Annotated in this window: 18 protein-coding genes and 1 pseudogene; 13 read left to right on the top strand and 6 right to left on the bottom strand. The window is 64.9% G+C overall.

Annotation, left to right across the window (positions count from 1 at the left end; all coding sequences use genetic code 11):
• The 6 genes and pseudogenes from CF161_RS33200 to CF161_RS21285 all read left to right on the top strand — a co-directional run.
• Positions 1 to 379: pseudogene (locus CF161_RS33200) on the top strand (type VI secretion system tip protein VgrG); the annotation flags it as partial.
• Entirely contained in the window at positions 376 to 1326 is a 951-nt protein-coding gene (locus CF161_RS21305) for a DUF4123 domain-containing protein (RefSeq protein ID WP_020298678.1), read from the top strand. The pseudogene CF161_RS33200 and the gene CF161_RS21305, both read left to right, overlap by 4 nt.
• Positions 1319 to 4297 (top strand): T6SS effector BTH_I2691 family protein, encoded by a 2979-nt coding sequence (locus CF161_RS21300; protein ID WP_020298677.1) that lies wholly within the window; start codon positions 1319 to 1321, stop codon positions 4295 to 4297. Before CF161_RS21305 ends, CF161_RS21300 begins: the two co-directional genes overlap by 8 nt.
• Before the next feature lie 2 nt (positions 4298 to 4299).
• Entirely contained in the window at positions 4300 to 5154 is an 855-nt protein-coding gene (locus tag CF161_RS21295; protein ID WP_043230021.1) for a DUF6708 domain-containing protein, read from the top strand.
• 133 nt (positions 5155 to 5287) lie between these two features.
• Positions 5288 to 5545: a PAAR domain-containing protein gene (locus CF161_RS21290; protein WP_020298675.1), complete on the top strand. Its 258-nt coding sequence runs from the start codon at positions 5288 to 5290 to the stop codon at positions 5543 to 5545.
• 478 nt (positions 5546 to 6023) lie between these two features.
• Positions 6024 to 6806 carry an IclR family transcriptional regulator gene (locus CF161_RS21285; RefSeq protein ID WP_043230036.1) on the top strand — a complete coding sequence of 261 codons (783 nt, stop codon included), beginning with the start codon at positions 6024 to 6026 and terminating at the stop codon, positions 6804 to 6806.
• Positions 6807 to 6815: 9 nt separating this feature from the next.
• Here the strand turns inward: CF161_RS21285 and CF161_RS21280 are convergent, their stop codons facing one another.
• On the bottom strand, positions 6816 to 8309 hold the full coding sequence (locus CF161_RS21280) for a class I adenylate-forming enzyme family protein (RefSeq protein ID WP_020298673.1): 1494 nt from the start codon (positions 8307 to 8309) through the stop codon (positions 6816 to 6818).
• 2 nt (positions 8310 to 8311) lie between these two features.
• Positions 8312 to 9334 (bottom strand): alcohol dehydrogenase catalytic domain-containing protein, encoded by a 1023-nt coding sequence (locus CF161_RS21275; RefSeq protein ID WP_020298672.1) that lies wholly within the window; start codon positions 9332 to 9334, stop codon positions 8312 to 8314.
• 147 nt (positions 9335 to 9481) lie between these two features.
• Between CF161_RS21275 and CF161_RS21270 the strand changes: the two genes are divergently transcribed.
• The 6 genes from CF161_RS21270 (at position 9482) to CF161_RS21245 (ending at position 17932) form a co-directional block, all read left to right on the top strand.
• Positions 9482 to 10183, top strand: a complete 702-nt coding sequence (locus CF161_RS21270) for an enoyl-CoA hydratase/isomerase family protein (RefSeq protein WP_020298671.1) — start codon at positions 9482 to 9484, stop codon at positions 10181 to 10183.
• Between the two features lie 130 nt (positions 10184 to 10313).
• Positions 10314 to 12839 (top strand): TonB-dependent siderophore receptor, encoded by a 2526-nt coding sequence (locus CF161_RS21265; protein ID WP_020298670.1) that lies wholly within the window; start codon positions 10314 to 10316, stop codon positions 12837 to 12839.
• A 6-nt stretch (positions 12840 to 12845) separates the two neighbouring features.
• On the top strand, positions 12846 to 14192 hold the full coding sequence (locus tag CF161_RS21260; protein ID WP_020298669.1) for an MFS transporter: 1347 nt from the start codon (positions 12846 to 12848) through the stop codon (positions 14190 to 14192).
• 21 nt (positions 14193 to 14213) lie between these two features.
• Positions 14214 to 15398, top strand: coding sequence for an acyl-CoA dehydrogenase family protein (locus tag CF161_RS21255; RefSeq protein WP_020298668.1), 1185 nt, complete (start codon positions 14214 to 14216; stop codon positions 15396 to 15398).
• 9 nt (positions 15399 to 15407) lie between these two features.
• Complete coding sequence (locus CF161_RS21250) at positions 15408 to 16733, top strand: amidohydrolase (protein WP_020298667.1); 1326 nt, start codon at positions 15408 to 15410, stop codon at positions 16731 to 16733.
• A 227-nt stretch (positions 16734 to 16960) separates the two neighbouring features.
• Positions 16961 to 17932: a LysR family transcriptional regulator gene (locus tag CF161_RS21245; RefSeq protein WP_020298666.1), complete on the top strand. Its 972-nt coding sequence runs from the start codon at positions 16961 to 16963 to the stop codon at positions 17930 to 17932.
• On the opposite strand, the gene CF161_RS21240 is transcribed toward CF161_RS21245, so the two are convergent.
• The 4 genes from CF161_RS21240 to CF161_RS21225 all read right to left on the bottom strand — a co-directional run bounded on the left by CF161_RS21240 (position 17913) and on the right by CF161_RS21225 (position 24688).
• On the bottom strand, positions 17913 to 18554 hold the full coding sequence (locus CF161_RS21240; RefSeq protein WP_020298665.1) for a DUF6250 domain-containing protein: 642 nt from the start codon (positions 18552 to 18554) through the stop codon (positions 17913 to 17915). The two genes, CF161_RS21245 and CF161_RS21240, sit on opposite strands and share 20 nt — an antisense overlap.
• Positions 18555 to 18595: 41 nt before the next feature.
• Complete coding sequence (locus tag CF161_RS21235; protein ID WP_020298664.1) at positions 18596 to 21319, bottom strand: hypothetical protein; 2724 nt, start codon at positions 21317 to 21319, stop codon at positions 18596 to 18598.
• Between the two features lie 27 nt (positions 21320 to 21346).
• On the bottom strand, positions 21347 to 23581 hold the full coding sequence (locus tag CF161_RS21230) for a TonB-dependent receptor (RefSeq protein WP_020298663.1): 2235 nt from the start codon (positions 23579 to 23581) through the stop codon (positions 21347 to 21349).
• 72 nt (positions 23582 to 23653) lie between these two features.
• Positions 23654 to 24688, bottom strand: coding sequence for an ABC transporter substrate-binding protein (locus tag CF161_RS21225; protein WP_020298662.1), 1035 nt, complete (start codon positions 24686 to 24688; stop codon positions 23654 to 23656).
• Between the two features lie 251 nt (positions 24689 to 24939).
• On the opposite strand from CF161_RS21225, the gene CF161_RS21220 reads away from it, so the two are divergent.
• On the top strand, positions 24940 to 26154 hold the full coding sequence (locus CF161_RS21220; protein WP_020298661.1) for an MFS transporter: 1215 nt from the start codon (positions 24940 to 24942) through the stop codon (positions 26152 to 26154).
• Positions 26155 to 26216: the final 62 nt, after the last annotated feature.

Genomic DNA, 26216 nt, shown 5'->3' with positions numbered 1-26216 from the left:
CCGCCGCGACAAGACCACCGCCAACCACTGGGTCAGCATCGGCGGTCACCAGGAACACAGCGTCGAAGGCCACGCCGAGCTACAGGCCGGCCAGGCGATTCGCCATCGAACCAAGGTCTACGAGATCCAGGCAACCACCCACCTGACCCTCAAGGGGCCCGGTGGGAGCATCCGTATCGACGGCTCCGGCATCACGCTCAATGGCATCAACATCGTGTTGAAGGGGCCGATGAACAAGCAGGGTGGCGGAGCGGCTAACCCCTTCGCCCTCTCGGGCTCCCCTGTGTCGGGCAAGCCTCTTGACCGCCTGTGTGGACGCCAGCCCGACGGTACCTGCCAGCTGCCTGACTGCAGTTGCCTGGGAGGTCTGGCCAAATGACTCTACCCGCTCCCCCCCAATGCCTGACATTTTTGGGGAAAGACATCACCCCAGACGCGCTTCCCGAAACGCCCTTTCGTTACCTGCTGCTGATGACCATCACGCTGCAGAACTGGGCATACCGCCCGGTGCCCCAGGAAGGAGAACTTCGACCCGCCTATGCACCGGGGGTCCTGGACCTGGTGAAGGAATTCGACAGCTTTGCGCACACGGCGTGGGTCTGGAGGGACACTTCGCTGGACGACCACTTTGACCGAGGGCCGTTGCTGGTGGACGTCACTCAGCAGCCGACGCTGCTCCAGCACGCAATCACCCACTGGGCCCCCATTGGCGGCGCTCTGGTTATCGGCTCGCGAGCCGAGCTTGGTGAAGTCTCGTCGCACCTCAAGGGGCAGGTCACGCTCACCCTGCCTGACCACGGCCAAGCCATCCTGGACATTCGTCCCCACCACCTCAGCGCGTGGCTGGAAGCCCTGGATGAAGACAATCGACACGCCTGGCTTGGCCCCATCAGCACTCTGTTGTGGCGCGCAAATTGGGGCCCGGTGCATGACTGGTATCGTCTTGATCGCCAGGCCGTGCCCGCTCTTGGCATCCCATCCGGCGCGATCTCCTTGCGGCCTCATGAACTCAAACAGTTTGACGCCAATACCCGCGAACACTTCCTGCTCAGCCGCGTGTATGAGGTGCGGGCAATGCCAGCCCACGCCACCCGCAGCCTGGAAGAGGTCCGTCGTTGGGTGGAGCAACTTCTGCAGGTGGCCGATCGGCTGAATATTCACGATGACGTCGACACCGAACAGTACATAAGGCTGTTCGCTCGCAACCTATGGCTTCTCCATAGCGCAGAAGCACGAACCACCCTCAACGACCTGACCGAATCGCCACAGGCCCGCTTACGCCACTTGGCAGCGCTGGTGCAGGCCAAGGAATCCTCCCATGACTAAAAAGAGCGCAGGCAGCGCAACCTCAACGCCGGCGTGCAGCTCACGCGTGCCTATCCTGCCCATTCGATATGCGGTTGTACCCAACGCCAACGGCGCGCCCCTATACCGATACGCCAATTCGGGCTTCAACCTGGAGAAGGGTTTTGCCAAGCTCACTCGCTCCTCCTACACCTTGCGTGCGCTAAGACCCGGATATGTCTATGTCTTCATGAAAGGCCCCAAGGGCGAAAAACTGGTCATCCATGAATACGACGGCGAAGGGCAATACCAGGAACTGACCTACGGAGGTCTGGAGGATTACGACAAAAAAGACAAGTACAAGAAAGGCACACGCATGGGGTGGGTCTGGGCCGATACTTGCCCGGATACTGCCCGGGAGGTGTGGGTAGGCTACAGCCCCCACCTATGGACCAATGCCATGACCGCCAAAATGGCGACGAACCCCAGCGTACGCCAGCGGCATATGCGCCCGCTGGACATGGCCGAGCTGACCTGCGGGGTCAAGTCACCGTCCGGCCAGGCCCATGTCCTGCCAGCCAGCGCCCTGGTGCAGTGGGTTGAAGACTTCAAACCGCGCAATCAACGTCTGCCACTGGAATGGAGCAGCCACACCAGCGAGGACGATCCCCCCATCAGCACCTTCCTGGCCCAGGCCAACCACTATCGCTTCACCCAGCCACGGGTACCGGTCGTGGTCGCGCTCAACGATGCTGAAGGGCTATGTCAGGACCTCGGCCTGTCCGTTTCGGCGTATCAGCACCAGATACGCGATTTAATGCCCGCACAACGCAACCGTCTGCAACCTGGCCAGGACAAAGCCCAGGATGACGCGGGAATCATTCCGGACTGCTTCCGGCTGAACGTGGAAGTTCTGAGTGCGAAAAGCCAGGATTATCACCACAAAAACATGGTGGCTTTGCTGCTGGAAAAGACCCTGGAAAGCATGTACCCGGGCGACCAGCCATCCGCAGCCAGCCTCGCCAGGCTGCGTGAGGAACATCAGCGCAAACAAGTGGGCAATCGCCGGCGGCTCACGGCCTCGGAACTCCACTACCAGGTCACTACCGACGAAAATATCTCCCCCGCAGGTGGCCGATTGGGCCAGCGAATCGATACCGCCAAATTTCACGCTTTCCTGGCCGAACGCAATCAACTGGAGAAACAACTGCGTGTTCGTCTCGATATCGTCGCCACAGCCTGCAGCGATCACGACAAGTGGCTGGCCACGGCCGAAGATAAACACCGAAATGATCCAAACAGCCTCGCGGCCGCCATCGCCTCTTACGACCGTGATGAATTGATTTCCGCACGAGGCCTGGAGACTTCCCTGGCCCTGATGATTCATCCCATGAGCCAGGCCCTGCCAGGCACCGAAGATGAAGACCCGCGCTTCAAAAGGTTGGGCACCTGGATGGACAAGCACGATAGCCCCCTGTATTTCGCTCTAGCTCCATTTAACCCCTTTAAGGACAAAGCAGATGTGGCAGGCGTGCTGTTAGGCGCGGCCGACGGAGTCATCGAAGGTCTATCTGGGCGCTTCCCGGCTGCAGCTGGCATCACCGATCTCACCTCCGAGGCAGTGACCACGGTGACGCTCAAACGCATGCAGGGCAAAACCCGCTGGAGCGCCAGTCGTAATCTACGCCAACAGGTGCTTACCGCCGCCTCCGAAGCCAATGCTGAAAAAGCCTTGGGCTTGCTGAGTGCACGCTACGGTGTTACCGACACTAAGTTGCTCACAAATCCTTTTAGCAAGGAGGTGGAGCATTTTTTGAAGTCAGGAATGAAGGATTTCAATGAAGTCAAAAGCTTGCGCGTCAGCGGCAGCCGTACCGTCACAATTGAGGCGACATTGAGCAAACGGATACGTCCTAACGTCTCATCTCTGCTGACCACCAGCGGCGGCGGTGCTCTGAACATTGCAATGCTCCACTTCAACATCATCGCTTTGAAAAGCGCTTACACCAGTCTCCTCAAAGACCCTTCCTTTGAGTTTGCGGCCGGCTTCGCCTCTGCCATCTTTGGCTTGATCGGAGCCGTGGTGGCGGCCGGTGTCAGCGCACGTTCTACTTATAAAATCCTCGTGTTGCGATATACGGCCAGCGCGCCTGGTATAGCGTTCGGCAATGCGACAATTCGGTTTGTTACCGGCAATCTGTTCAGTCGGCTAGTGGGGTATCCGGCAATTTTGGCAGGCTTCGCATCTGATATAGGTAAGGTTCAAAGGCAAGCCAAAAACGGTGACGAGATTGCTTCGGCATACACCGCTGGAGGTGGTTTGCTCGTCATGCTAGGAAGCGCTGCAATTCTAGAAGGTGGTATGGCTATTGCTGGTGCGACGGCGGTTGTTCCGGTCGCAGGTTGGGCAGCGGCGGCTGTTGTACTTGCGGGCGCAGCTGTTCTTACCGCTGGCGTCCACCTCCACTCGCGAGCGCATGCACGCACTCATAGCCCTATCGAACTATGGGCAGTGCGTGGCGTCTTCGGAACGCGCCAGAACGATGGCGAGAGACGAGATGGAATAGTGCTAGACACTCACAAGAAGCTACCTACATATTCCGGTGGAGTTCGTGAAGAAATCAAAGCTTGGTACGCCAGTTTCTATGCCCCTGTGTTGCTGGCCAAGGCAGATGCCGAGTCCCTCGGTCTCAAGGGTATCGACAGCACCTGGCACAGCAACCTTTTAGCTTGGTCACCACCGAACTGGGGTTCGATTGTCTCGAATCAAGTGGCTACGGCCCCAACCAATGTGGAGTTCGCCGTATTCTTGCGCGGTTACATCATGGGGCAAAGCTACTGGTCTGCGACCTTAAGCAACCCATCCTGTTACATCGTCACCGGCGGATTAGTGCTCCATTTCAAAAAAGAAGTCACCGAAATCTACAAGATGGCCTTGAGCGTCAATTACAAGCCCAACCAGGGACTAGACGAGAGCTCGGACTCCAACGCACTCTTTGAATTGGAGCGATGACCATGGCTATAAAATGGCAGTTTTCACATCAGGCACGAACCGGTGTTCCATCGACCATCCGAGATCAACTAATCAGTGTTGACCAAAACGTGTTGTGCCTACGTAACCCATGGGTCGCTGATTCTATTTTCATGGGAAAAATGTATACAGCCCTCAACATTCCTATGCTTGGCTATCTTTGCTGGGTTTTACTAGAACAAGAAAATTACGGAGTGCTCTTCTGGACACTGCTGACTTGCACCATCATATTCAGCATATTTACGGTTATTCTCTCAGGATATCGCATCTTAATCGTCAAACAACTATCCAACTTCCACTTCAACCGCAAAACAAAAAGAGTCTATTACCAACGCAACAAAACCCTTATCACCTTCGACTGGGCACAAACCGAAGGCGGCATTTTCGTACGCAATGAATTTGGCGGCCGCTCTTTCAGCACCAACTTCGCCCTCGCCTTCGGCCCCCGCCCAGCCGCCGGTGAAGAGAAAGACCGCATCGTCCTCTGGGTCGACAGCAACCATCCCAATGACCCGGACCCGCGTTATATCGCCGAGGTCTGGGAATACATCCGTCAGTTTATGGAAGAAGGCCCGGATAAATTGCCGGCGCCGGGCGAACCCAACTGGTGGTATGTCCCGCTGCACCGCATCTGCCTGACGCCGGCCGAAGCCTGGCGCCACTACGCGCCCTGGCGTACCGGCGAGCCTGGTGAGTTGCAGGGCAAGAAGAACTGGCTACTGCCGATGTGGCTGCTGTTATTCCCCTACAACCTGTTTTCTGCCCTGTGCTGGTATTCCGTCTGCCGTGTGTTCAACGTGCGCAGCGCTCCGCCGCCGCCCGAAGCGCTGGAGCATTGAGCATGGCGATTAATGGGCCGTTCCCGGCAACAAGATGCCCACGTACAGCCTGGCACTGCGCTTGGCACTCAGAACCAATGGCGCAGCCAGTTGCTGGTGGCGCCCTCCTACGTTTAAGCAAAGGAAACCAAACATGAAACCCATCGTTCTCGTCGGTCACGCGCACAGCTGCCCTATTCATGGAGGTGGAACCGTGGTCAGTGGCGCGGGCTCTGCCACGGTCAATGGCAAAGCGGTGGCCCGGGTAGGTGACAAGACCAGTTGCGGCGCTGTTATCCAGAGCGGTTCGCCTGGAACCATCATCGAGGGCCAGGCCGCAGCTCGTCAGGGGGACACCACCAGCCATGGCGGCACGCTGGTCGAAGGTGAAAGTGGTTGGCTCGTGGAGTGACGGCGAACAGGGAATCGACCTTGCCATCGGAAAAGCTCTAAGACTCGCGGTTCTGCGAAAGCTCGCCGCTGCCATCGAGTTCGAGCCAGGTGCAGACCTGGCCCGTCATCCCTGACCAACGTCATCGGCAGACCGCAACCGCGCTGTTTCGACGACGAGGCAGCATTGCAGCGACAACGCTGGTGGGACACCGTGAAGTCCTACCTCTTGCACTACTCACCGCTGTTGCTGGTCGTCGTGATAACCATTGCGCGGGCCATGGCACGCCGAAACCCCTAGTGGCCAGGGATGCCGGGCGGCGGCAGTCCCCATGAACGGCGTGCAGGAGTCACCGACAGCGGTACTGCCCCACCCGGGCAGTCGCCCAGCGAATTCAGATTGCTCTTCACCCCGCACCCGATCACGGCTAACCTTGGCCACCGGCCAAGCCTGCGATCTGCGCTGGCCGACCAAAATGATTTCGGAAGCCGCTGCCACAATGGATATTTCTTCGATTCATCCCCCCCTCACCAGCAGCAAGGACAGTGCGGGCGGGCGCGTTCAGGTCATTGACCGGTCGATTGTGCTGTTGCGCACGCTGTCGGGCCTCAAGCACGGGGCCAGTGCGCTGGACCTGGCGCGGCTGACCGGTATCGACCGCACCACTATCCATCGCCTGCTCAAGACCCTGACCTACTGGAGCCTGATTGAATCCCAGGGCGGCACCTACCGCATCGGGCCGGAGTGCCTGATTTATTCGGCGGCGTATCTGAACCGCCTCAACCTGCGCAAGATCGCCCTGCCCTACGCCATCGAGTTACAGCGGGTGATCGGCGAGCGTCAGGCCATTGTGTCGCTGTCGGTGCCGGTGGGCGATCAGGTGGTGTTGATCGAGCGCATGTGGACCCCGACCACCCCGCTCAACGTGATTGTCGACCTGGCCGACCAGTTTCCCATCGACGGCAGCCCCAGTGGTCGCGCGGTGCTGGCCACCTATGACGCGGCCACGGCCCTGGGGATTCTCGGCGAGGCACGTTATGCCAAAGCCTTGCCGGCCCTGGAGCAGATCCGTGGCCAGCAGGACTTTGCCTTCGGCCATGGCGAGTTCAAGCCGGGGCTGTCGTCGGTGGCCTTCCCCATTCGCCTGGAGGCCGGGCCGGCGATCGGTGCGGTGGTGGTGGCCGGGCTGGAGATGGAGCAGGAAACCCACCCCGCCTCCTCCCTGGCCAGCCATGTACGCCGCGCCTGTGAAGGCATCGCGGCTCAGTTGGGCAACCTCTAGCCGGCAGGGTCAGGACGCCAGTTCCGGCCCCAGCACGGCGAGCAGCCGGTTCTTTTGCACCTTGCCGTAGTGGGAGCGCGGCAGTTCATCGACAACGAACACCCGGCGCGGCACCTTGTAGCGCGACAGCAAGGCGCGGCAGTGCTCCATCAGCTCCTGCGCACTGGGCTTGCCGGCGCCATTGAGCACCACGGCGGCGCACACCTGCTCTCCCCATTCGACATCTGCCAGGCCGAAGACATGGGCATCCTGCACCCCGGGATGGCTCAGCAGGCTCTGCTCGACCTCCCCCGGCTGCACCGACTTGCCGCCGCTGCGAATGATGTCCTTGCAGCGTCCGAGGACCCGCAACTGGCCATCGGCATCGAGCCGCCCAAGATCACCACTGCGCAGCCAGCCGAGTTCCAGGACCCGGGCGCTGAGGACGTCCTGTTGCCAGTAGCCGCTCATCAATTGCGGGCCGCCCAGCAGAATCTCGCCCACGCCCTGGGCATCCGGCTGGTCGATGCGCACCGCCGCCGCGAACACCGGGCGCCCCACCAGGCCCTCGGCCCCGTTGGCGCTGCGCCGGGCAGCCGCCATCTGCGGCGCCGACAGGTAGCAACTCCAGGGCGCCTCGGTCATGCCGTAGAGCACGCTGATGCGCTCACTGAACAGGCTGCACGAGCCTTCCAGCACCTCCCCGGCCAACGCGGCGGCGCCCACATCGAGGCTCTTGAACGCTGGCAACGGCAGCGGCGCAGTGCCGGCCTCACGCAACAGGCGCAGCAGTTGGGTCGGCACCAGGGAACTGAAGGCCACCCGATGCTCAAGCAGTTGCGCGACAAAGGTCTTGCCGTCAAAGCGCCCGCCGAGCACCACCTGGCCGCCACTGAGCAGGTGCGCCAACACCGCCACCGCGGCAATCGGCCATAGCGGCCGCACATTGAGCAGCACATCGCCGACCACCGCGCCGCGGGCCATGACGATGTTCTGCAACACCGCGCACAGGCTGGCATGGCGATGCATCACCGCCTTGGGGGTGCCGGTGGTGCCGCCGGTGTAGTTCAGCGAAGCCAGGGCCTGGGGCGACTGGGCCGGGCGTGGCCTGAGGTCGCCAACGGCCGGGGTGGTCAGGGTCTCCAGGGGCCGACAGTCGATGCCCGCCTGGCGCAGACGTTCCACCAGGGCCAGGTGCTGGGGCGAGAACAGCAGCAGGACAGCGCCGGCATCACGCACCTGGGCCAGCAGTTCATCGGCGGCCAGGGCCGGGTCCAGCGGCACCCGCACCCGACCGTTGGCCATGCAGCCGTAGTCGGCGATCAAATAGTCGAGGCTGGCCTCCGCCAGCAGGGCCACCCGCGCCCCGGGCGCCAGGTGCAGCCGCTCCAGGGCCTGGCCAAACCCGCAGAGCGCCCGATCCAGCTCGGCGAAGGTCAGGCTGCGGGCGCTGGCAGGCTCGCTCAGCGCCGGTTGCTCGGGCCATTTGCCGGCCGCCTGGGCCAGCAGCGTACTGATATCCATATTCACCACCCACTCAGGACGATACGCCCGCTGACCTGGCGCGACTCCAGCAGCGCGTGGGCCTCGGCCACCTGCGGGAACGGCAGGATGCGGTCGATCAGCGGCCGCACCTGGCCACTGTGGATCAACGCCAGGGCCACCCGCAGTTCTTCCAGGGTGGCGCTGCCCGAGCCCTGGACCTTGAGCCGGCGACCGATCAGCAAACCGGGAGCCACTGCCACATTGCCCGGCTGCACATTGCCCAGCACCACCACGCGCCCGCCGAGGGTCATGCTGCGCAGGGTGTCTTCCAGGGTGTGGCCGAGGTTGTCCATGGCCACGTCGACCCCGCGCTTGCCGGTCAGGCGCCAGACCTCGGCGCTGTAGCCCTGCTGGCTGACGATCACTTCATGGGCACCCAGACCCTTGAGCAGTTCGCTCTTTTGCGCGCTGCCGGTGACAGCGATCACCCGCGCGCCCAGCGCCCGGGCCAGCTGGATCTGGTGCACGCCCAGGCCGCCGCTGGCGCCGTTGATCAGCACGGTTTCCCCGGGCTTGAGCGCCGCCTCGCCGTACAGCGCACGCACGCTGGTGGCGATCGGGCATGAGGCCAGGGCGGCCAGGGTGTAGTCCAGGCCGTCGGGCAATTCCACGGCGGAGATTGCCGGCACCCGCAGGTACTCGGCGTAGGCGCCCTCGGTGTCCACCGATGGCAGGCCCAGGGCGCGGCACAGGTCCTGGCGGCCGCGCAGGCAATCGCGGCATTGCCCGCAGAAGCGTCGCTGGTAGATCACCACCCGCGCGCCGACCCGCAGTTGCAGGACTCCGGCGCCGACTTGCACCACCTCGCCCGCCACTTCATGGCCCAGCACCACCCCGGTGTGGGCCCCCGGCAGTTGCCCGGCGCGGTGCAGCAGATCGTGGTGGCAGACCCCCGCCGCATGCACTTTGACCAGCACTTCACCGGCCCCGGGTTGCGGTGTCGGCACCTCCTCGACCTGCAGTTGCTCCGGCCCGCCGAAGGCTTTTAGAACTATCGCTTTCATTTTTTATAACCGTTTGTGACCTGATAAGAATATGTTCATATAACAAACATGTTGTTTGCATTGTGCACATCAATTAAGTTTTCCCCACTTTGACGCCGACCTCAAGGGGCAAAGCGTCTTTCTTTCACAATCGATGAAATCCAAACCATGACAGTCGAGTACCAACACGTTGGCGAAGGGATCCTGGTGGTCAGCCTCAACCGCCCCGAGCGCCTCAACGCCCTGGACAGCCAGGCCAAGCACGAACTGGCCGACGCCTGGCAGCGCGCCCAGGATGACCGCGCGGTGCGCGCCATCGTGCTGCGCGGCACCGGCGAGCGGGCGTTCTGCGCCGGCTCCGACCTCAAGGAAATCCGCGAAACCGGCGAGACCGTCAGCAGCCAGGTGCTGGCCCGTGCCCTGCCCGGCGTCGGCCATGAGCTGAGCAAACCGGTGATCGCCGCGTTGCACGGCCACACCCTGGGCCTGGGCATCAGCCTGGCCATTCATTGCGATTTGCGCATTGCTCGCCACGACACCCGCTTCCATTTCCCGGAAGTGCAGCACGGCATGTTGTCCGGCTTCAGCGCCATCACCTTGCCCAGCCTGATTGGCGAAGCCGCGGCCCTGGACATCATGCTCAGCGCCCGCCAGTTCGAGGCCCGCGAGGCCCTGGCCATGGGCCTGGTGCATGAAGTGGTGGACGACGCCTATGCCCGCGCCCTGGAACTGGCGGCGCAGCTCGCGGCCCATTCCGCCAAGGCCGTGGAATGGACCAAGCGCCTGCTGCTGGCCGAGCGCAATAGCCGCCTGCAGCGGCATCTGGCACTGGTCGACCAGGCCCGACAGGACGTCATGCGCGACCGTTGAGCGCGGCCCACGAAGGCCGCCCGCACCCTCTGCCCATAACGAGAAACACCCACACTTCAGCCTCGCCAGTACTGTCAGGAACTCCCACCACCAGGAATGGAAAGCGGCACCTAAACATTGGAGCCTCACCATGTCTCGCCCGTACACCCGCTTTCACCCCAGGCTCAACCTGCTGACTGCCGGCATCCTCGGCCTGTGCGCCAGCCCGGCGGCCCTGGCCGACGAGAGTGGCGCCCGCACTTCGGCCACCGGCGACACTGCGTTGCAGACGGTCATCGTCACCGGCGCCCGGGACAGCGGCCGCACCGTGGCCAAGAGCCTGGCGCCGATCGATGTGATCAGCGCCGACGACCTGGCCCGTTCCGGCAAGCAGAACCTGCGCGACGCCCTGGCCGCTGCCGTGCCGTCCTACACCAATGCCGCCGGTTTCACCGGTGGCACCGGGCTGTCGGTCAAGTCCGCGACCCTGCGCGGCCTGGGGGGCAACCACGTGCTGGTGCTGGTCAATGGCAAGCGCCGGCACACCACGTCGCTGATCTTCGTCCAGACCGCCGCCACCGCCAGTGGCCAGTCCCCGGCCGACCTCGACCTGATCCCGGTTAGCGCCGTGGACCACATCGAAGTCCTGCGCGACGGCGCCGCCGCGCAATACGGTTCGGACGCAATTGCCGGGGTGATCAACATCATCCTCAAGAGCAACCACTCCGGCGGCAGCGCCAGCGCCCTGTATGGGCAGTACGCGAACCGGGTCGGCGGCAAGGGCAATTTCGGCGCCCGGGGCCAGGGCCAGATCAACCAGGGCTTCGAGCTGCCCAATGAGGGCTTCTTCAGCCTCAGCGCCGACATCGGCGTGCAGGAAAGCTCCAACGTCGCCGGCGCGGTGCCGGATCGCACCAGCATCTATTTCCGCCAGAACGGCCAGCCCGACCCACGGGAAACCAGCGAAAGCCGCTACCGCCAGCAACTGGGCCAGCCGCGCTCCCAGACCTACAACTTCGGCTACAACGCCGAACTGCCGCTGAACGAGGCCTACACCCTGTACTCGTTCTCGACCCTGAGCCACCGCAACTCCACCAGCTGGGGCACCTACCGCACCGCCAACTCGCCGCAGAACATCGTCTCGGTCTACCCGGACGGGTTTTCGCCGCGCTTCGTGGTCGAGGAAGACGACTTCCAGAGCGTGTTCGGCGTGCGCAACGACGACTTGCTGGGCTGGCACTGGGACCTGAGCACCAGCTATGGCTACAACAATGCCAACACCCGCAACGAACGCTCGCTGAACCCATCCCTGGGGCCGAACAGCCCGCGTGACATGGACGGCGGCAACCTGATCGCCAGCCAGTGGACCAACAACCTGGACCTGACCCGGGCCTTCGACACCGGGCTGTTCGCCAAGCCGCTGAACGTCTCCACCGGCCTTGAGTTCCGCCGCGACGGCTTCGAGATCCAGGCCGGCGAATACGCGTCCTATGCCGATGGCGGTTATGTGTTCCCCGCCGGCAGCCCCCTCGCCGGCCAGCGCCCCAACCCCGGCGCGCCCGGGCTGGTGGGCTTTACCCCGGCCGATGCGCATAACTATTCGCGGACCAATACCGCCGGCTATATCGACTTCAGCCAGAGCCTGACCGAGCAGTGGGACATGAGCCTGGCCGGACGTTTCGAGCACTACAGCGACTTTGGCGACACCGGCAGCGGCAAGCTCTCGACCCGCTATGCCTTCACCCCGCAGTTCGCGGTGCGCGGCACTCTCAGCAACGGCTTTCGCGCGCCGTCCCTGCAACAGCAGTACTACTCCTCGTCGCTGACCGCCTGGCGCACCAGCCCGCTCACCGGCCAGCTGGAACAGGCCACCACCCGCTACGTGACCGTCGACGACGCCGCCGGCAAGGCCCTGGGCGCCAAGGCCTTGAAGCCCGAGCGCTCGACCAACTACAGCCTGGGTTTTGTGCTCACGCCGACTGAAAACCTCGACGTCACCCTCGACCTGTACCAGATCGACATCAAGGACCGCGTGCTGCAGACCAGCAACCTGCAAGGCACCGCCGTGTCCAACCTGCTGGCGAGCAATGGCCTGGACCCGAACCAGATCGTGTCCTACTTCGGCAACCTGGCCGACACCCGCACCCGGGGCATCGACCTGGTGGCCGACTACCGCTATGACCTGGGCCGCTACGGCAAGACCAAGTGGACCCTGCTCAGCAACCAGAGCCTGCAGACCATCGAGAAAATCAAGGAGCCCGAGGCCCTCGCCGGCACCGGGGTCAGCGCGGTGGGCCGCGACCGCCAGGGCAACCTGACCTCGGCCTACCCGAAAAACGTGACCTCGCTGACCGCTGCCTGGCAGCTGGGTGACTTCGACGTCACGCTCAAGGGCACCCGCTACTCGAAAGTCACCGGGCGCAACCAGATCAGCGCCAGCCGCGACGAGGAAATCCGTCCGGCGCTGATCACCGACCTGAGCCTGGGCTACTGGCTCAGCGATGCGGTGAAGGTCACGGTGGGCGGCGAAAACATCTTCGACCGTCGGCCGCAGCAGTTGAACGACGAGGCCAAGCGCTTCTACTTCTTCCCCACCGACAACCCGACCTACAGCTGGTACTCGCCCTACGGCCTGGAAGGCGCGTACTACTTCGCCAAAGTCGACGTGAGCTGGTAAGGGCCCATGAGTATTTCCAGCACCCTGCCCGTTGATGCCCGGCCCAGCGCCGGGACCTCGGTGCCCGAGTTCGACCAGCGCCTGTACCGCAAACTGGCGTGGCGCATCATGCCGTTCCTGTTCCTGTGCTTCGTGCTCAATTGGCTGGACCGGGTCAACATCGGTTTCGCCCACTTGCAGTTCAAGACCGACCTCAACATCAGCGACGCCACCTTCGGCATCATCGTCGGCGTGTTCTCCATCGGTTACCTGCTGTTCGAGATCCCCAGCAACCTGTTGCTGGAAAAAATCGGCGCCAAGAAAACCATGACCCGGATCATGATCCTCTGGGGCCTGGTGACCATCGCCACCGCCTTCGCCCAGACCCCGGCGCAGTTTTATGTGCTGCGGGTGCTGCTGGGGGCGGCCGAAGCCGGGTTCTTCCCCGGGGTGATCCTGTACCTGACCTACTGGTTCCCGGCCAGCCACCGCGCGCGGATCACCTCGCGCTTTATCATGGCGATTGCCGTGTGCGGGATTATCGGCGGGCCCTTGTCGACCTCGATCATGAGCCACTTCGCCGGCATCGCCGGATTCACCGGCTGGCAATGGCTGTTCGTGATCACCGGTATTCCGCCGGTGCTCGCCGGGCTGTTCGCCTGGTACTGGCTGGACGACAAACCGGCTTCGGCCACGTGGCTGAGCGCCGCTGAAAAGCACGCCATCGAACAGGCCCTGGTCCGCGAGCGGCAACAGCGCAAACCCGGCGGCCACACGCGCTTTGTCGAAGCCCTGAAGGACCGCAAGGTGTGGTTCATCACCCTGGCCTACTGCCTGACCATCATGTGCACCGGCAACGTCACCAATATCTGGGCGCCGTCGATCATCCGCGATTCCGGGGTCAGCAACCTCGGGCAACTGGGGTTGCTCTCGGCCTTGCCCTATGTGGTCGGCGTCAGCCTGATGCTCTGGGCCTGCCGCCATTCGGACCTGCACCAGGAGCGGCGCTGGCACTTCGCCCTCGGCGGCCTGGCGGCGGCCCTGGCGATGCTGATTCTGCCCAACTTCCTGTTCAGCCCGTATTCGGCGATTGCCGTGCTGACCCTGATGACCAGCGGCTACCTAGTGGCCACGGCGATTTTCTGGACCATCCCCACCTATTACCTGTCGGACCACGCCAAGGCCGCCGGCCTGGCCCTGGTCAACTGCTGCGGGCAAATCAGCAGCCTGCTGACACCGATCATGATCGGCGCGATCAAGACCTCCACCGGCAGCATCAGCCTGGCGCTGTACATCGTCGCCGGCCTGGTGGCCTGCGGCACGCTGATCCTCTTGCTCGGCGTGCCGCGGCACGCCCTGCGCGACGCTTCCTGACTTTTTTTGATGGACACTTCCATGACCGATTACCTCGCCCTGGCCCAGCAGTTGGCCACCCAGATTCAACCCGGCGCCGCCGAGCGCGACGCCGGGCGGATCCTGCCCCATGCCCAGCTGGACCTGATCCGCGACTCCGGCCTCGGCGCCGCCCGGGTCCCACGGGAGCTGGGCGGCGGCGACGTCAGCCAGTTGCAGGTGGCGCAGATCTTTATCGCCCTGGCCAAGGCCGACCCCAGCGTGGCCCAGGCGCTGTTTCCACACTTCGCCACGGTCGAGCACCTGCGCCTGATCGCCAACCCCGAGCAACAGCGCCAGTACCTCGGCGCCTTTGCCGAACGCCAACTGTCTTCGGGGGCGATTGCCGAGCGCAGCGGCACCTTTCGCGGAGAAATCCACACCCGCCTGGAGCGCCGTGGCGAACACCTGGTGCTCAATGGCAGCAAGTTCTACAGCACCGGTTGCCTGTTCGCCGACCTGCTGAAAATCCAGGCCGTGGATGAAGCCGGCAACGCGCTGTACGTGATGCTGCCGGCGGCGACGCCGGGCATCACCCTGCTCGACGACTGGGACGGCATGGGCCAGCGCGTGACCGCCAGCGGCAGCACCCTGCTGGAGGACGTGGTGGTGCGCCCGGAGCAGGTCATCCCCCTGGCGCAGTGGTACCAGCGGCGCAATTACATCGGCGCCAGCGCGCAGTTGATCCATTGCGCGATCGACATCGGCATTGGCCTCGCGGCCCTGGACGACGCGGTGCAGTGGGCGCGGACCGGCTCGCGCCCGGTGCGCGAAAGCGGCGTCGACCAGGCGCGCAACGACCCTTATATCCTGCACACCGTGGGTGACCTGGCGGCCCGTATCCACGGCGCCGAGGCCCTGGTGGAAAAAGCCGCCGGCGCTGTCGAACTGGCGGCCCGCAGTCAATTGCTGGGCCTGGCCGAGGGTGAGGAACTGGAGGCGATCCTGGTGCGCTCATCCATCGCCGTGGCCGAGGCCAAGATCGCCTCGACCCGCGCCGCCCTGCATGTCTGCGAACGCCTGTACGAGGTTGGCGGCGCGGCCACCACCCAGTCGCGCTACAACTTCGACCGCCACTGGCGCAACGCCCGCACCCACACCACCCACGACGCCCTGGCCTACAAGTACAAGGCGATCGGCGACTACCTGCTCAATGCCCATTCACCGCCCATTGCCTTCACCTACTGAGGCCGGACCATGCCCTATGTCAAAACCGGCGGGATCTTGCTCCTGCTGCTGTCCGGCTCACTGTCGGCGGCCGAACCCTGGAATGACCTGGACGCGCAAATCCAGCGCGCCCTGCCCGGGGTCATCGCCTTGCGCCACGCCATCCACCAGCAGCCGGAGCTGGGCAACCGCGAAGTCCTCACCAGCCAGCGCATCGCCCGACGCCTGCGGGAGCTGGGCCTGGACGTGCAGACCGGCATCGCCCACACCGGGGTGGTGGGCATTCTGCGCGGTGGGCGGCCGGGGCCGGTGGTGGCGATCCGCGCCGAACTCGACGCCCTGCCCCTCACCGAGCAGACCGGCCTGCCCTATGCCTCCACGGTGCGCAGCAAGGATGAGGGCAACGACCTGCGCAGCCGGGGCAAGGACATCGGCGTGATGCACGCCTGTGGCCACGACGCGCACATGGCCATGGCCCTGGGCGTGGCCGAAGTGCTGGCGGCCCATCGCGAGCAGTTGCCGGGGACCCTCAAATTGATCTTCCAGCCCGCCGAGGAAGGCCCGCCCCTGGGTGAAGCCGGCGGCGCGCGGCTGATGATCGAGCAAGGGGTGCTGCAGAATCCGGCGCCGCAGGTGATCTTCGGCATCCACGTCACCGCCGGTACGGCCGGGACCTTTACCCTCAGCCGCCAGCGCACCACCGCGGCCGCCGACACCTTTGTCGCGCGCATCAGCGGGCGCCAGACCCATGCTGCCTTCCCCTGGACCGGCATCGACCCGGTGCCGGTGGCGGCCCAGGTGATTCTCGCCTGGCAGACCATTCCCAGCCGCCAGTCGAACCTCAGCCTGCTGCCGGCGCCGGTGATTTCCGTGGGGCGGATCGAAGGCGGCGAGCGGCACAACATCATCCCCGCCGAGGTGCGCCTGGAAGGCTCGATCCGCACCGTCAGCGACGAACAGCGCGAGGACGTGCTGCAGCGCATGACCCGCAGCGCCGAAAAAATCGCTGAAGCCTCCGGGGCCAAGGCCCAGGTCGAGTACCTGCCGGGAGGGTATCGCGCCGGCTACAACGACACGGCCCTGGTCGAGCGGATGCTGCCGGTGCTGCAACAGGTGTCGACCACCCCGGTGCGGATCGACAACGGCACCTACGGCGCCGACGACTTCGCCGAATACGCGCGGCAGATCCCCGGGTTGTTCATGCGCATGGGCGTCACCCCCAAGAGCCTGGAAAGCGGCCCGGTGTGGCCGACCCACTCCCCCGGCTTCCAGGTCGACGACCCCAGCCTCGCGGTGGGCATCCGCGCCTTGAGCCGGATGACCCTGAGCTACATGGCCAATAACCAAACCCCGTAACCCCTGGCGCCAGGCTGCGCTGGCCCTCCATGACTCCGCCCATACACCTGACCCAACACGGCGATCTCGCGGGCCAACGCAGCCTCGTGCCTCGGCAGCGGCTACAGGGGTCGGGGAATGCTTATTGCTGAATAGGCTAAAAATGAAATTTTTAATTCTTTTTAAACCGGGCGTGAGCGCGGCACAGTGGCGGGCATCTTCTTGCCACTGTCGAGCCCCCCTGCCCCATGCACCTGGATCTACGCCAACTGCGCCATTTCATTGCCCTGGTGGAGCATCGCAACTTCGGTCTTGCGGCCCAGTCGGTGAATATTTCTCCTTCCGCGTTCAGCCGCAGCATCCAGGCCCTGGAGCAGAGTTTCGGCACGCGCCTGATTGACCGCACCCGCAACCTGGCGCCAACCAAGAAAGGCTTGATCGTGCTGGAACACGCGCGGCTGATGATCGGCAACGCCCACGACCTGATCAACTCGGTGCGCCAGTTCAACGAGCACGAGGCCGGCGAGTTGTCGTTCGCCTGCGGCCCGGCGCCCGCCGCCTGGTTGATGCCCCAGGCCCTGGGCCTGTTCACCCGGCGCCTGCCCAAGGTGCGCCTGCGTTTTCATGTCGATAACTGGCAGGCCCTGGGCCAGCGCCTGCTGGCCGAGGAGTGCGAGTTTTTCGTCGCCGATGCACGCAATTTCGAGCACGACCCGGACTACCGGGTCGAGCTGCTCAGCCAGCATCGCTGGGGGTTCTGCTGCCGCAGCGAGCATCCGCTGGCGGCGCTGGACGAGGTCACGGTGGAGCAACTGTTCAGCTACCCCCTGGCCGGCACCGTACGCCCGCCGAACCTGCGCAAGGCCCTGGTGGAACTCAGCGGGCGCCCGGATTTCCAGACCAGCATCGAGTGCGACAACGGCTACAGCCTGATCAGTGTGATCCAGCACTCCGACGCCATCGGCACCACCAACGTCAGCCACAACAACCCCTATCTGCGCCAGGGGCTCAAGGTGCTGAACATCAAGGACCTGGACCCGCTGGCGCCGGAGTTCTTCACCCACTATGGCATCGTCAGCCGCGCCGGCTACAAGCTGTCGTTCCTGGCCCAGACCCTGATCGAAGCCTTCCACGAAGCGGATGTGGCCATGCAGGCCCTGGAGGCCAATCCGCCCCAGGGTGAAAGTGCGGAGCTGGCCCTTACAGGGCTCGCACACTGAAGCGGCTGATGGCCTGGCGCGACCACACCGAACGAAAGCCGAAGTAACCGGGCGCCGGCAGGCCCTCCAGGGCCTGCTCGAACAGCAGCTGCTCGTCGACCCAGTAACGGGTGGCGCCGGGCACGACCTCGATGCGGTTGCGGTACACCCGCCCGGCCTGCAACAGGTCGCCGGGCGCACTGCTCTCCCCCAGCAGGTGCCGCTGGCCGCTGGCGTCGTAATGGCGAAAGCGCGTGGTGGTGTTGCCGTTGCCGCCCATGCCGACGTAATAGGTGGCCAGGGAATCGTAGGACTCCAACACCCCATCCCGCGCCAGCAACTCGGCCTGCCCCGGGTCGTGGGCGCCCCAGAACAGGTTCATATCGGACAGCCGGTCATTGGCCTGGCCGGCCACCAGCACCTGGCGCAGGAACTCGATGCGGTAGGCCCCCGCCAGGCGCTGACGCAGCCAGACGGTCATGCCGGCCCGGGTATCCATCAGCAGCCGGCCCTGCTCGACCCGCACCCCGGACCCTTGGGGCTGTTCGGTTTCGACGCGCCAGCGCTGGGGGTCGAACTGAGTGAAATCATCCTCGACGAGGACCCCGGCATTCGGGGTCGGCGCGGCATTGGCTGGGGGCATGCTGAGAGTCTCTGAGCAGATAGGGTGACGCGTCGCGACCTTCATCGCGGCGCCGGGTCCAGGGCCAGCAGGGCAATGGCGGTCAGGCCCCATTGCGCCACGGCATTGGTCGAAAGATTGGCCGCGCTGGAAGTGCCGGAGTGCTCATCGATGACCGACACCGGGTCCGGCTCCTGCAAGGCATACAAGTAGTCCGGCGGCGAGACCCCATGCAGCCGGCGGTTGGGCCTCGGGATGCCGCCGGCACCGGCGAAGAACTCCTTCCAGGCCCGGTCGCGCAAGCCGGAATCACCCAGGCGATAGGCCGCGAACGCCGTCAGCCGTGCATGCCCCTGGGCCAGGTTGAGGTCGCCCAGGGGCTGGCCCAGGGCTTGCCGGCGTTCGGCCGGCGGGGCGTTGTACAGCCGGCAGTAATCCAGCCAGGCCCGTTCGAAGCTGGCCGAGGGCAGGACTTGCAACAGCTCGCTGCAGATTTCCGCCAGGCCGAATACCGCCGACAGATGGGACACCGACAGCGCGCCGCTGGAATCGATATCGAAGCGCCCGCTGTCGAGTTGCAGGTTGCCGACCCCGGTGAAAAACCCATGGGGCTGGGCAGCGATGCTCTCCATGCTGTTGAGCAGGCGCCGCGCCACCGCCGGGTCGCCGCTGCGCTCCCAGTCGGTGAGCCAGGCGGCGGCAATCGCTCCCCAATCAGTGCCAAAACTGATGCTGGCGTAACCCTCGCGCGGGTCGCGCTGCTGGCCGACCTTGCGCCCCGGCACCACCTCGCGCAGGGTGCGCAGGGCTTCGGTCTGTTCATGCAACAGGTCGCCGACCCGCTCATCGGCGGTCAGGTAATACAGAAAGCGCCGGTTGGCGGCAGTGGAGATGCGCAACTGCTTGGCGCTGTCGCCCCAGTGCTGGACGTTGTGCCGTGACCCCAGGGGCGCAAAGCGGCCGATATGGTGCACATCGACCTCGCCGGTGTGGCGGGTCATGGCTTCGGCCATGCGGAACACGTCCGCACGCCCGGTGCGCAAAAAGTAGTACCACAGCCACAGGTCGGTGCTCAGCTCGGAGTTGTCCCAGGCGAAGCCGCCGACGTCGTAGCGCCACACATGGCGCTGCTCATCGTAGGTGTGCATGACATCGCCGTAGTCCCAGAACCCGTACCACTTCCGCTGCTCCACTTCGTTGCGATAGAAGTCGAAATACCAGGCCAGCTGGGTTTCGATTTCCTGCTCCCGCGGGCCACCGGCCTTGATCGGCGCCCAGTCCGGACCGAACACCCCGGCTTGGTGCAGATGCTGGGGCGGTGCCTGCAACAACGGCGGCTGCTGGATGCGCCGGGCGATCCGTTGCAGCTCGGCGCCGCTGGGGGTGGCGGCGACAAATTGCAGTTCCAGTTCGCTGGTGCGGGCCACGCCCGAGGCGGTGCCGAAGCCCGGTTCGTAGTCTTCGTAGGTGATCTCCAGGGCCTCGCGCTGCTTGACGAAGCTGTCCTGGCCCATGCCGTCGTGATAGGGCCGCAGGTCCATCGGCGCGGCCTGGGGCGCCCACAACCAGAGGGTGATTTGCCCACGCTCGGTGTGGGCGCGTTCGATGTCCAGTTGCGCCGGGTAGCTTTGCCAGAAGTTGCGCAGGCCGAACACCACGCCGCCCTCGGGCGACCCCAGGTAACCGACGCCCGCCGCGCGTTCGCCGGTGGCGCTGTGCAGCCAACTGTGGCCGCTGGCGGTGCGTTTGCTGATCTGGAAGCCATCGGGGTGCGCCTGCACCAGGCGGTAGCTGCCGAAGGCTGGAATGTACTGCAGGCGCTGGCCGACCTCGGGAGCGAACCCCGACACCGGACCGGTGCTGCGGCCCTCGACCTGGGCCCGCAGGATCTCAGCGCCGGGGTTGCGTCGCAGCCCGGTCAGGCCGCGCACCGCCTCGGCGAAGACCCCGCCCTGGGCACCGACAAAACGCACGTGGCGATCATGCAGCGGCGCGTCCAGCGGGGTGTCGAACCTCAGGCCCACGCCCTGGATGAAATCCCGCTGCTCATCGAGGTCGATCACCAGGGTGTGGATCAGGCGCAAGGTGTCGCTGTGGGCATAGGCGTACAGGCGCACGATAAACGGCAGCAGGCTGGCCTCGGCGCCCAGCAATTGGTGGCTACCATGGATCGCCAGCACCGCGCGCACCGGCCCCTGCTGCTCGACCACCACCCGCTGCACCTGGCTGCGGTAATGGCGGACCGGGGTCGCGGGCCCGTCCGGGTCACCCTGCACGTGCAACACCAGGTGACCGTCGTGCAGCGCCGGCCGCCCCTGGCGTTTGACGCTGCTGATCAGGCTGTGACCCTGGCGCGGGATCACGCATTGCAGGAGCCCGGTATCGATGCGGATTTCAGCCTCGTGCTCGCTCACCAGCGAAGCCCGCGAAGCCTGATCGCGGCTGGGGCGCAATTGGTAACTGGGCGCCACGGCGGCCTGGGGCCCCATGGCGTGGGCGCTCCACTTCAGGCTGCCATCGGGCCAATAGGCCAGCGGCCAGCTTTGCAGGACGGGCGTCGAACCGTCGCTGCCACGCAGCTGAAATTGACTGCCGGCCGCCACCTGGCCCCGGGGCCAGGGCGTGCCCCAGGTCACCCCGGTCAAGGACTCCGGCAGCACGTCCCCCAACCAGTTGAGGGGCGCCAGGGCTTGCCCGCCCGCCGACGGCGCGGCCAGCGCGCTGCCGATCAGCGGCCCGGCACCGGCCAGCAACGCGCCGGCCTGGATAAAACTGCGTCGATCCATCACAAACCTGCTCATCGCTGCCCCGCCCTAGAAGTCATAGCCAAGGGTCATGCCCAGGGTTCGCGGTTCGCCCACCACGCCGAAGGCCGAGCCGTAGTCGCCGCTGTTGAGGGAGCGGTAATAGCGCTTGTCGGTGACGTTGTTGGCCCACAGCGAGGCGTTCCAGCTGCCGTCGCCATACTTGCCGCCCAGGCCCGTGGACAGGCTCAGCAAGCCGTAGCCGGGGATGCGGGTGAAGGCCGAATTGTCCACCGTGCCATAGGCCCAGGTGCGGTAGGAGTAGCGCCCGGCGACAAACGCCTGGAGCGCGCCGAAGGTCTGCCATTCATAACGGCTGGACAGGTTGTAGGTGACCTTGGGCGAGCGAAACACCCGCTCGCCACTCATGTCGCAGGAGTTGGGCGGACGCGGCGCCAGGGTCACTTCGGGCGGGCACTTGGCGTCCTTGAAGTCCAGGTACTGGTTGTCCAGCAGGGTGCCGTTGAAATTGATGCTCAGGCCCTCCACCGGCTTGAGGGTGAGGTTGGTTTCCAGGCCCCGGGAACGCATGGTGCCGGCATTGATCAGGTAGCTGCTCTGGCTTTCCAGATCAAAAGCGGTGGTCTGGAACTTGCGCACCTCGGACCAGAACAGCGCCGCGTCGAGGCTGACCCGGTGGTCCAGCCAATGGCTCTTGAAGCCCAGCTCGCCGCCCCGGGTGCTTTCCGGGTCGATCAGCAGGCTGTCGTAACCGGCCTTGCCGGCCGCCCCCGACGACACGTTCAAGCCCCCCGACTTCTCGCCGTAGGCCAGCGCCAGGTAGCCCTGCAGGTTGGGCAGGAAGTAGTAGCTGAAATTGAGCATGGCCGCCGGCAGCTGGCTGTACTGGTTGAGTTCGCCGGAGTCGAAGTCGTTCTTGTTGACCCGTCGGAACGAACCGCTTTTTTTCTCGTAGCTGTTGCGCACGCCAGCGGTGATGTCGAACTCATCGTTCACATGCCAGGTGCCCTGGGCATAGAGCGAGAACACCGTGTCGTCGATCTCGCCCCAGCGCTTGACCGCCTTGCCGGTGTTGGAATTGTTGCCGTAATAGGTGGTGGTGCGACTGCCCGGCGCGTAGTAGTCGTGGGCGAAGGTGTCGAGGTTTTCACCCCAGTAGGTAGCCCCCAGGGCGTAATCGAAATGCTCGCCCCTGGGCGAATCCAGGCGAATGTCCTGGGACCAGACGCGGTCGCGCACATCGCCGCCGCTGCCGGCAAACAGCGGGATGTCCAGGGTGTCGGTGGCATTGGGCTGGAAGCCGAAGTAGCGGAACGACGACACCGAACGCAGGTTGTAGCCATTGCCCAGGGTCCAGTTGGCCTCGGCGGATAAACCACCCTGGCGCACATAGGCCTCATTCTCGGCATCGGTATTGACCTTGTAGCCGCCGCCCACCACATGGGCCCCCACCAGCGCCGTGCGGTTGAGGTAAGGCACGCTGCCGTTGATGGTGTTGGCCTTGTCCAGCACCGCCACCGGGTAGCTGGTCGCCTTGTTGTAGTCGGCGATGATGCGCAGGCTGAAGTCGTCCTCGGGCTGCCACAGCAGTTGCCCGCGCAGGCCGTCCTGGTTGCTGCCGCCCAACTGGTGCCCGGTGTAGATGTTCTTGATATAGCCGCCCTTCTCGGTATGGGACAGGTTCAGGCGCCCGGCCAGGGTTGGGCTCAGGGGCCCGGAAAACATCGCCTGGGTCTGGGTGTAACCGCGCTGGCCCACCGACTGGCGCAGGGAACCTTCGGGCGTGAAGGTCGGTTTACGACTGTGGATGTCGATGGCGCCACCGGTGGTATTGAAACCGTACAAGGTGCCCTGGGGCCCACTACGCACATCCACCCGCTCGATATCCAGCAGGTCGTTGGACAGCATGCCCGGACGGCTCAGGTACACGTTGTCGAGAAACAGGCCGACGCTGCTGGGCATGCCGATATTGATCTCGCTGCCGCCGCCATCGCCGACACCACGCAGGGTCAGGCGGGTGTCGTAGGGGTCGACCGTGGCCACGTCCAGGCCGGACGCCAGTTGCTGCAGGTCTTCGAGGCGGTAGATGCCCTGCTGCTCCAGGGTCTTGCCGCTCAATTCGCGGGCCGAATCGGGGGCCTGCTGGGCGTCGACCTGGCGCGTGCCATCGACCTGGACCCTGGCCAGTTGGGTGGCGTTTTCAGCCAGCACCGAGGACGCGCCGAGCACCAGGGCAACCCCGGTCAGCCAGGGAATGCAGGGCGGTTGCAGATGAAGTTTCATAAGGGTTTCCAACATCAAAGTGAGAGCGGACCGGCAGCCCGAAACGGCCGGCGCGGGGCCAGTCGGCAGGGTTCAGGGAGCGGTCTGGTGCAGGAACTGCGGCGCCAGCCAGCGCTCCAGGTCGATATCGCGACGAATCAGCCGCGCTTGCCGGGCGGTGGCGATGGCTTGCCCGAGTTGCGCGACAAACCCGGGGTCCAGCTCCGGCGAGAGCAGGGTCGAGAGCGGCGGCGCGCCGTCGAGGTCGGCCCGCAACAGGCTGGCCGGATACGCCGCCTGCTCGGCCAGCAACTGCACGTAGGCCTCGCGGTTTTGCTCGGCACTGGCCCAGGCCGCCGCTTCGCGCTGCACCTGGACAATGCGCTTGACCCAGTCCGGGTGCTGCTCGACCAGCGTGCCCGACACCAGCACCAGCCCGGCCAGTTCACCGGCACCGCCCAGGCTGCGGGTCGACACCGGGATCTGCGCCAGGCCCCGGTCGCGCAAGGCCAGGACATTGGCCCCGCCCCAGGTGGCGTCGATCTGCTTCGCGGCCAGTGCAGCACTGGCCGCGACGAAGTCGAGGTTGATCACGCTGACGTCCTGCTCGGTCAGCCCGGCGGTGCGCAGGGCACCGATAAATGACAACTGCGCCGCCGTGCCGCGAAACAGCCCGACGCGCTTGCCCTTGAGATCGGCCAGGCCATGGATCGACGAGCCGGGGGGCACGGCCAGGTAATGGGCCACGCCGCGCGCGGCCACCGCCACCACCCGGGTGTCCAGGCCACCGGCCCGGCCGACGATACTGCCCAGGTCGCCGAGGTACGCCATGTCCATCTGGCCATTGGCGAACGACTCATTGATCAGCGGCGCCGCGCCCTTGAAGAAGTGCCATTTGACTGTCACGCCCTCGGCGGCCAGGGCCTGCTCCAGCAAGCCGCGGGAATGGATCACGTCCACCAGGCCGCCACCGGCCGGCTTGCCGCCGGCGCCGATGTCGGACACCGCAATATTGAGCTGGGCCGCTGGCGTCTCGGCCAGCACCGAAGTCAGCTGGCCCAGGCTCAGGCCAAGGGCGAGCACCAGGGACAACAGGGGCTTGAGGGGGATGGGAACAAGCGATGACATGAAAGGTGGCCACTCCGTCGGTATCCAGCAGCGCTGTCTGTGCTGGCTTATGGGGAGAGGTTTAACCACAGCGTTCGGTTGATCGATAAATACTAAAAACAGAGTTTTATATTCAGTAATCGCATAAGCCAGGAAGATCGCCGGGCGCAGCGCTGATGTGCAATCCGCAAAAAAATGATGACAAAAACGCACTGGCCGCCGCCCGGGAGGATCGGATTCACTGGGCGATCCCCCTTGCCTGACGACCCGCCATGACCCTGCCCTTCACCTCTGCGCGCCCCGCCGCCCTGGCCGGGGTGGCACCCGCGCTGTGGGCCATCGCCCTGGTGCATGGCCTCAACGACCTGTTCCAGGCGGTGCTGCCGGCGCTTTACCCGCTGCTGCAAAGCCGTTACGCCCTGAGCTACAGCCAGATCGGCCTGATCACCCTGGTGTTTCACCTGGTGGGCTCACTGTGCCAACCCCTGGTGGGCTGGTGCACCGACCGCACGCCTCGGCCCTGGCTTCTGCCCTGGGCCATGCTGTGCATGGCTGCTGCGATGGTGTTGCTGGCCCGTGCCGACAGCCTGCCGGACTTTGTGCTGGTGGCCGCCACCATCGGCCTCGGTTCGTCGATCTTTCACCCTGAAGGCTCGCGCGCCGCACGCAGCGCCAGCCCTGGTCGCCCGGGGCTGGCGCAGTCGGTATTTCAATTGGGGGGCAATATCGGCTCGGCCGCCGCGCCCTTGCTGCTGGCAAGCGTGCTGGTCCTGTCGCTGGCGCAGTTGGCCGGGTGGCTGTGCGCACTGGCCCTGGGCGGGGCCTGGGTATTGCGTCGGCTGCAACGGGCCAATGCTGCTCGCGCCCAGGGCACCAGCAACGCGCCCTCGGCCCTGGGTGCCCTGGCGCCCACGGCCAAGACCAGGGCCCTGGTGTTGCTGAGCCTGCTGGTGCTGTCGAAATACCTGTACCTGGCCTGCATCGCCAACTTCTATACCTTCTTTCTGATCGAGCGTTTCGCGGTCAGCATCGCGCAGGCCCAGCTCTACCTGTTTGTGTTCCTGCTGGCGATCACCCTCGGCTCCCTGGTGGGCGGCCCGCTGGTGGATCGCCTCGGGCGGCGCCGGGTGATCATGCTGTCGATCCTCGGCGCCTGCCCCTTCGCCCTGCTGCTGCCCTACGCCAGCCTGCCCCTGGCCCTGGGTTTGTCGGTGCTGATCGGCTTGATCATCGCCTCGGCATTCGCCGCGATCCTGCTGATGGCCCAGGACCTGCTGCCCGGACGCAGCGGCCTGGTGGCGGGCGCCTTTTTCGGCCTGACCTTCGGCATCAGCGGCATCGGCGCCGCAGGCCTGGGGCTGCTGGCGGATCGATGGGGGGTGGTCGCCACCTTCTGCGCCGCCAGTGGCTTGCCCTTGCTCGGGCTGCTGGCCTGCTGGCTGCCGAGGGACGTGTCGCGGCCCGATGACCAAGAACGACGCTTATAGCGATTTCTTCAACGCCGACTTGGTGCAAAATAGCCCCCCTCAAGGGTGAGTCCAGCCCCCTG

It is taken from the genome of Pseudomonas sp. CF161 (assembly GCF_000416215.1).
GTDB lineage: Bacteria > Pseudomonadota > Gammaproteobacteria > Pseudomonadales > Pseudomonadaceae > Aquipseudomonas.
The sequence above is the reverse complement of the archived record's forward strand: the minus strand, read 5'-3'. Positions and strand labels throughout refer to the sequence as shown.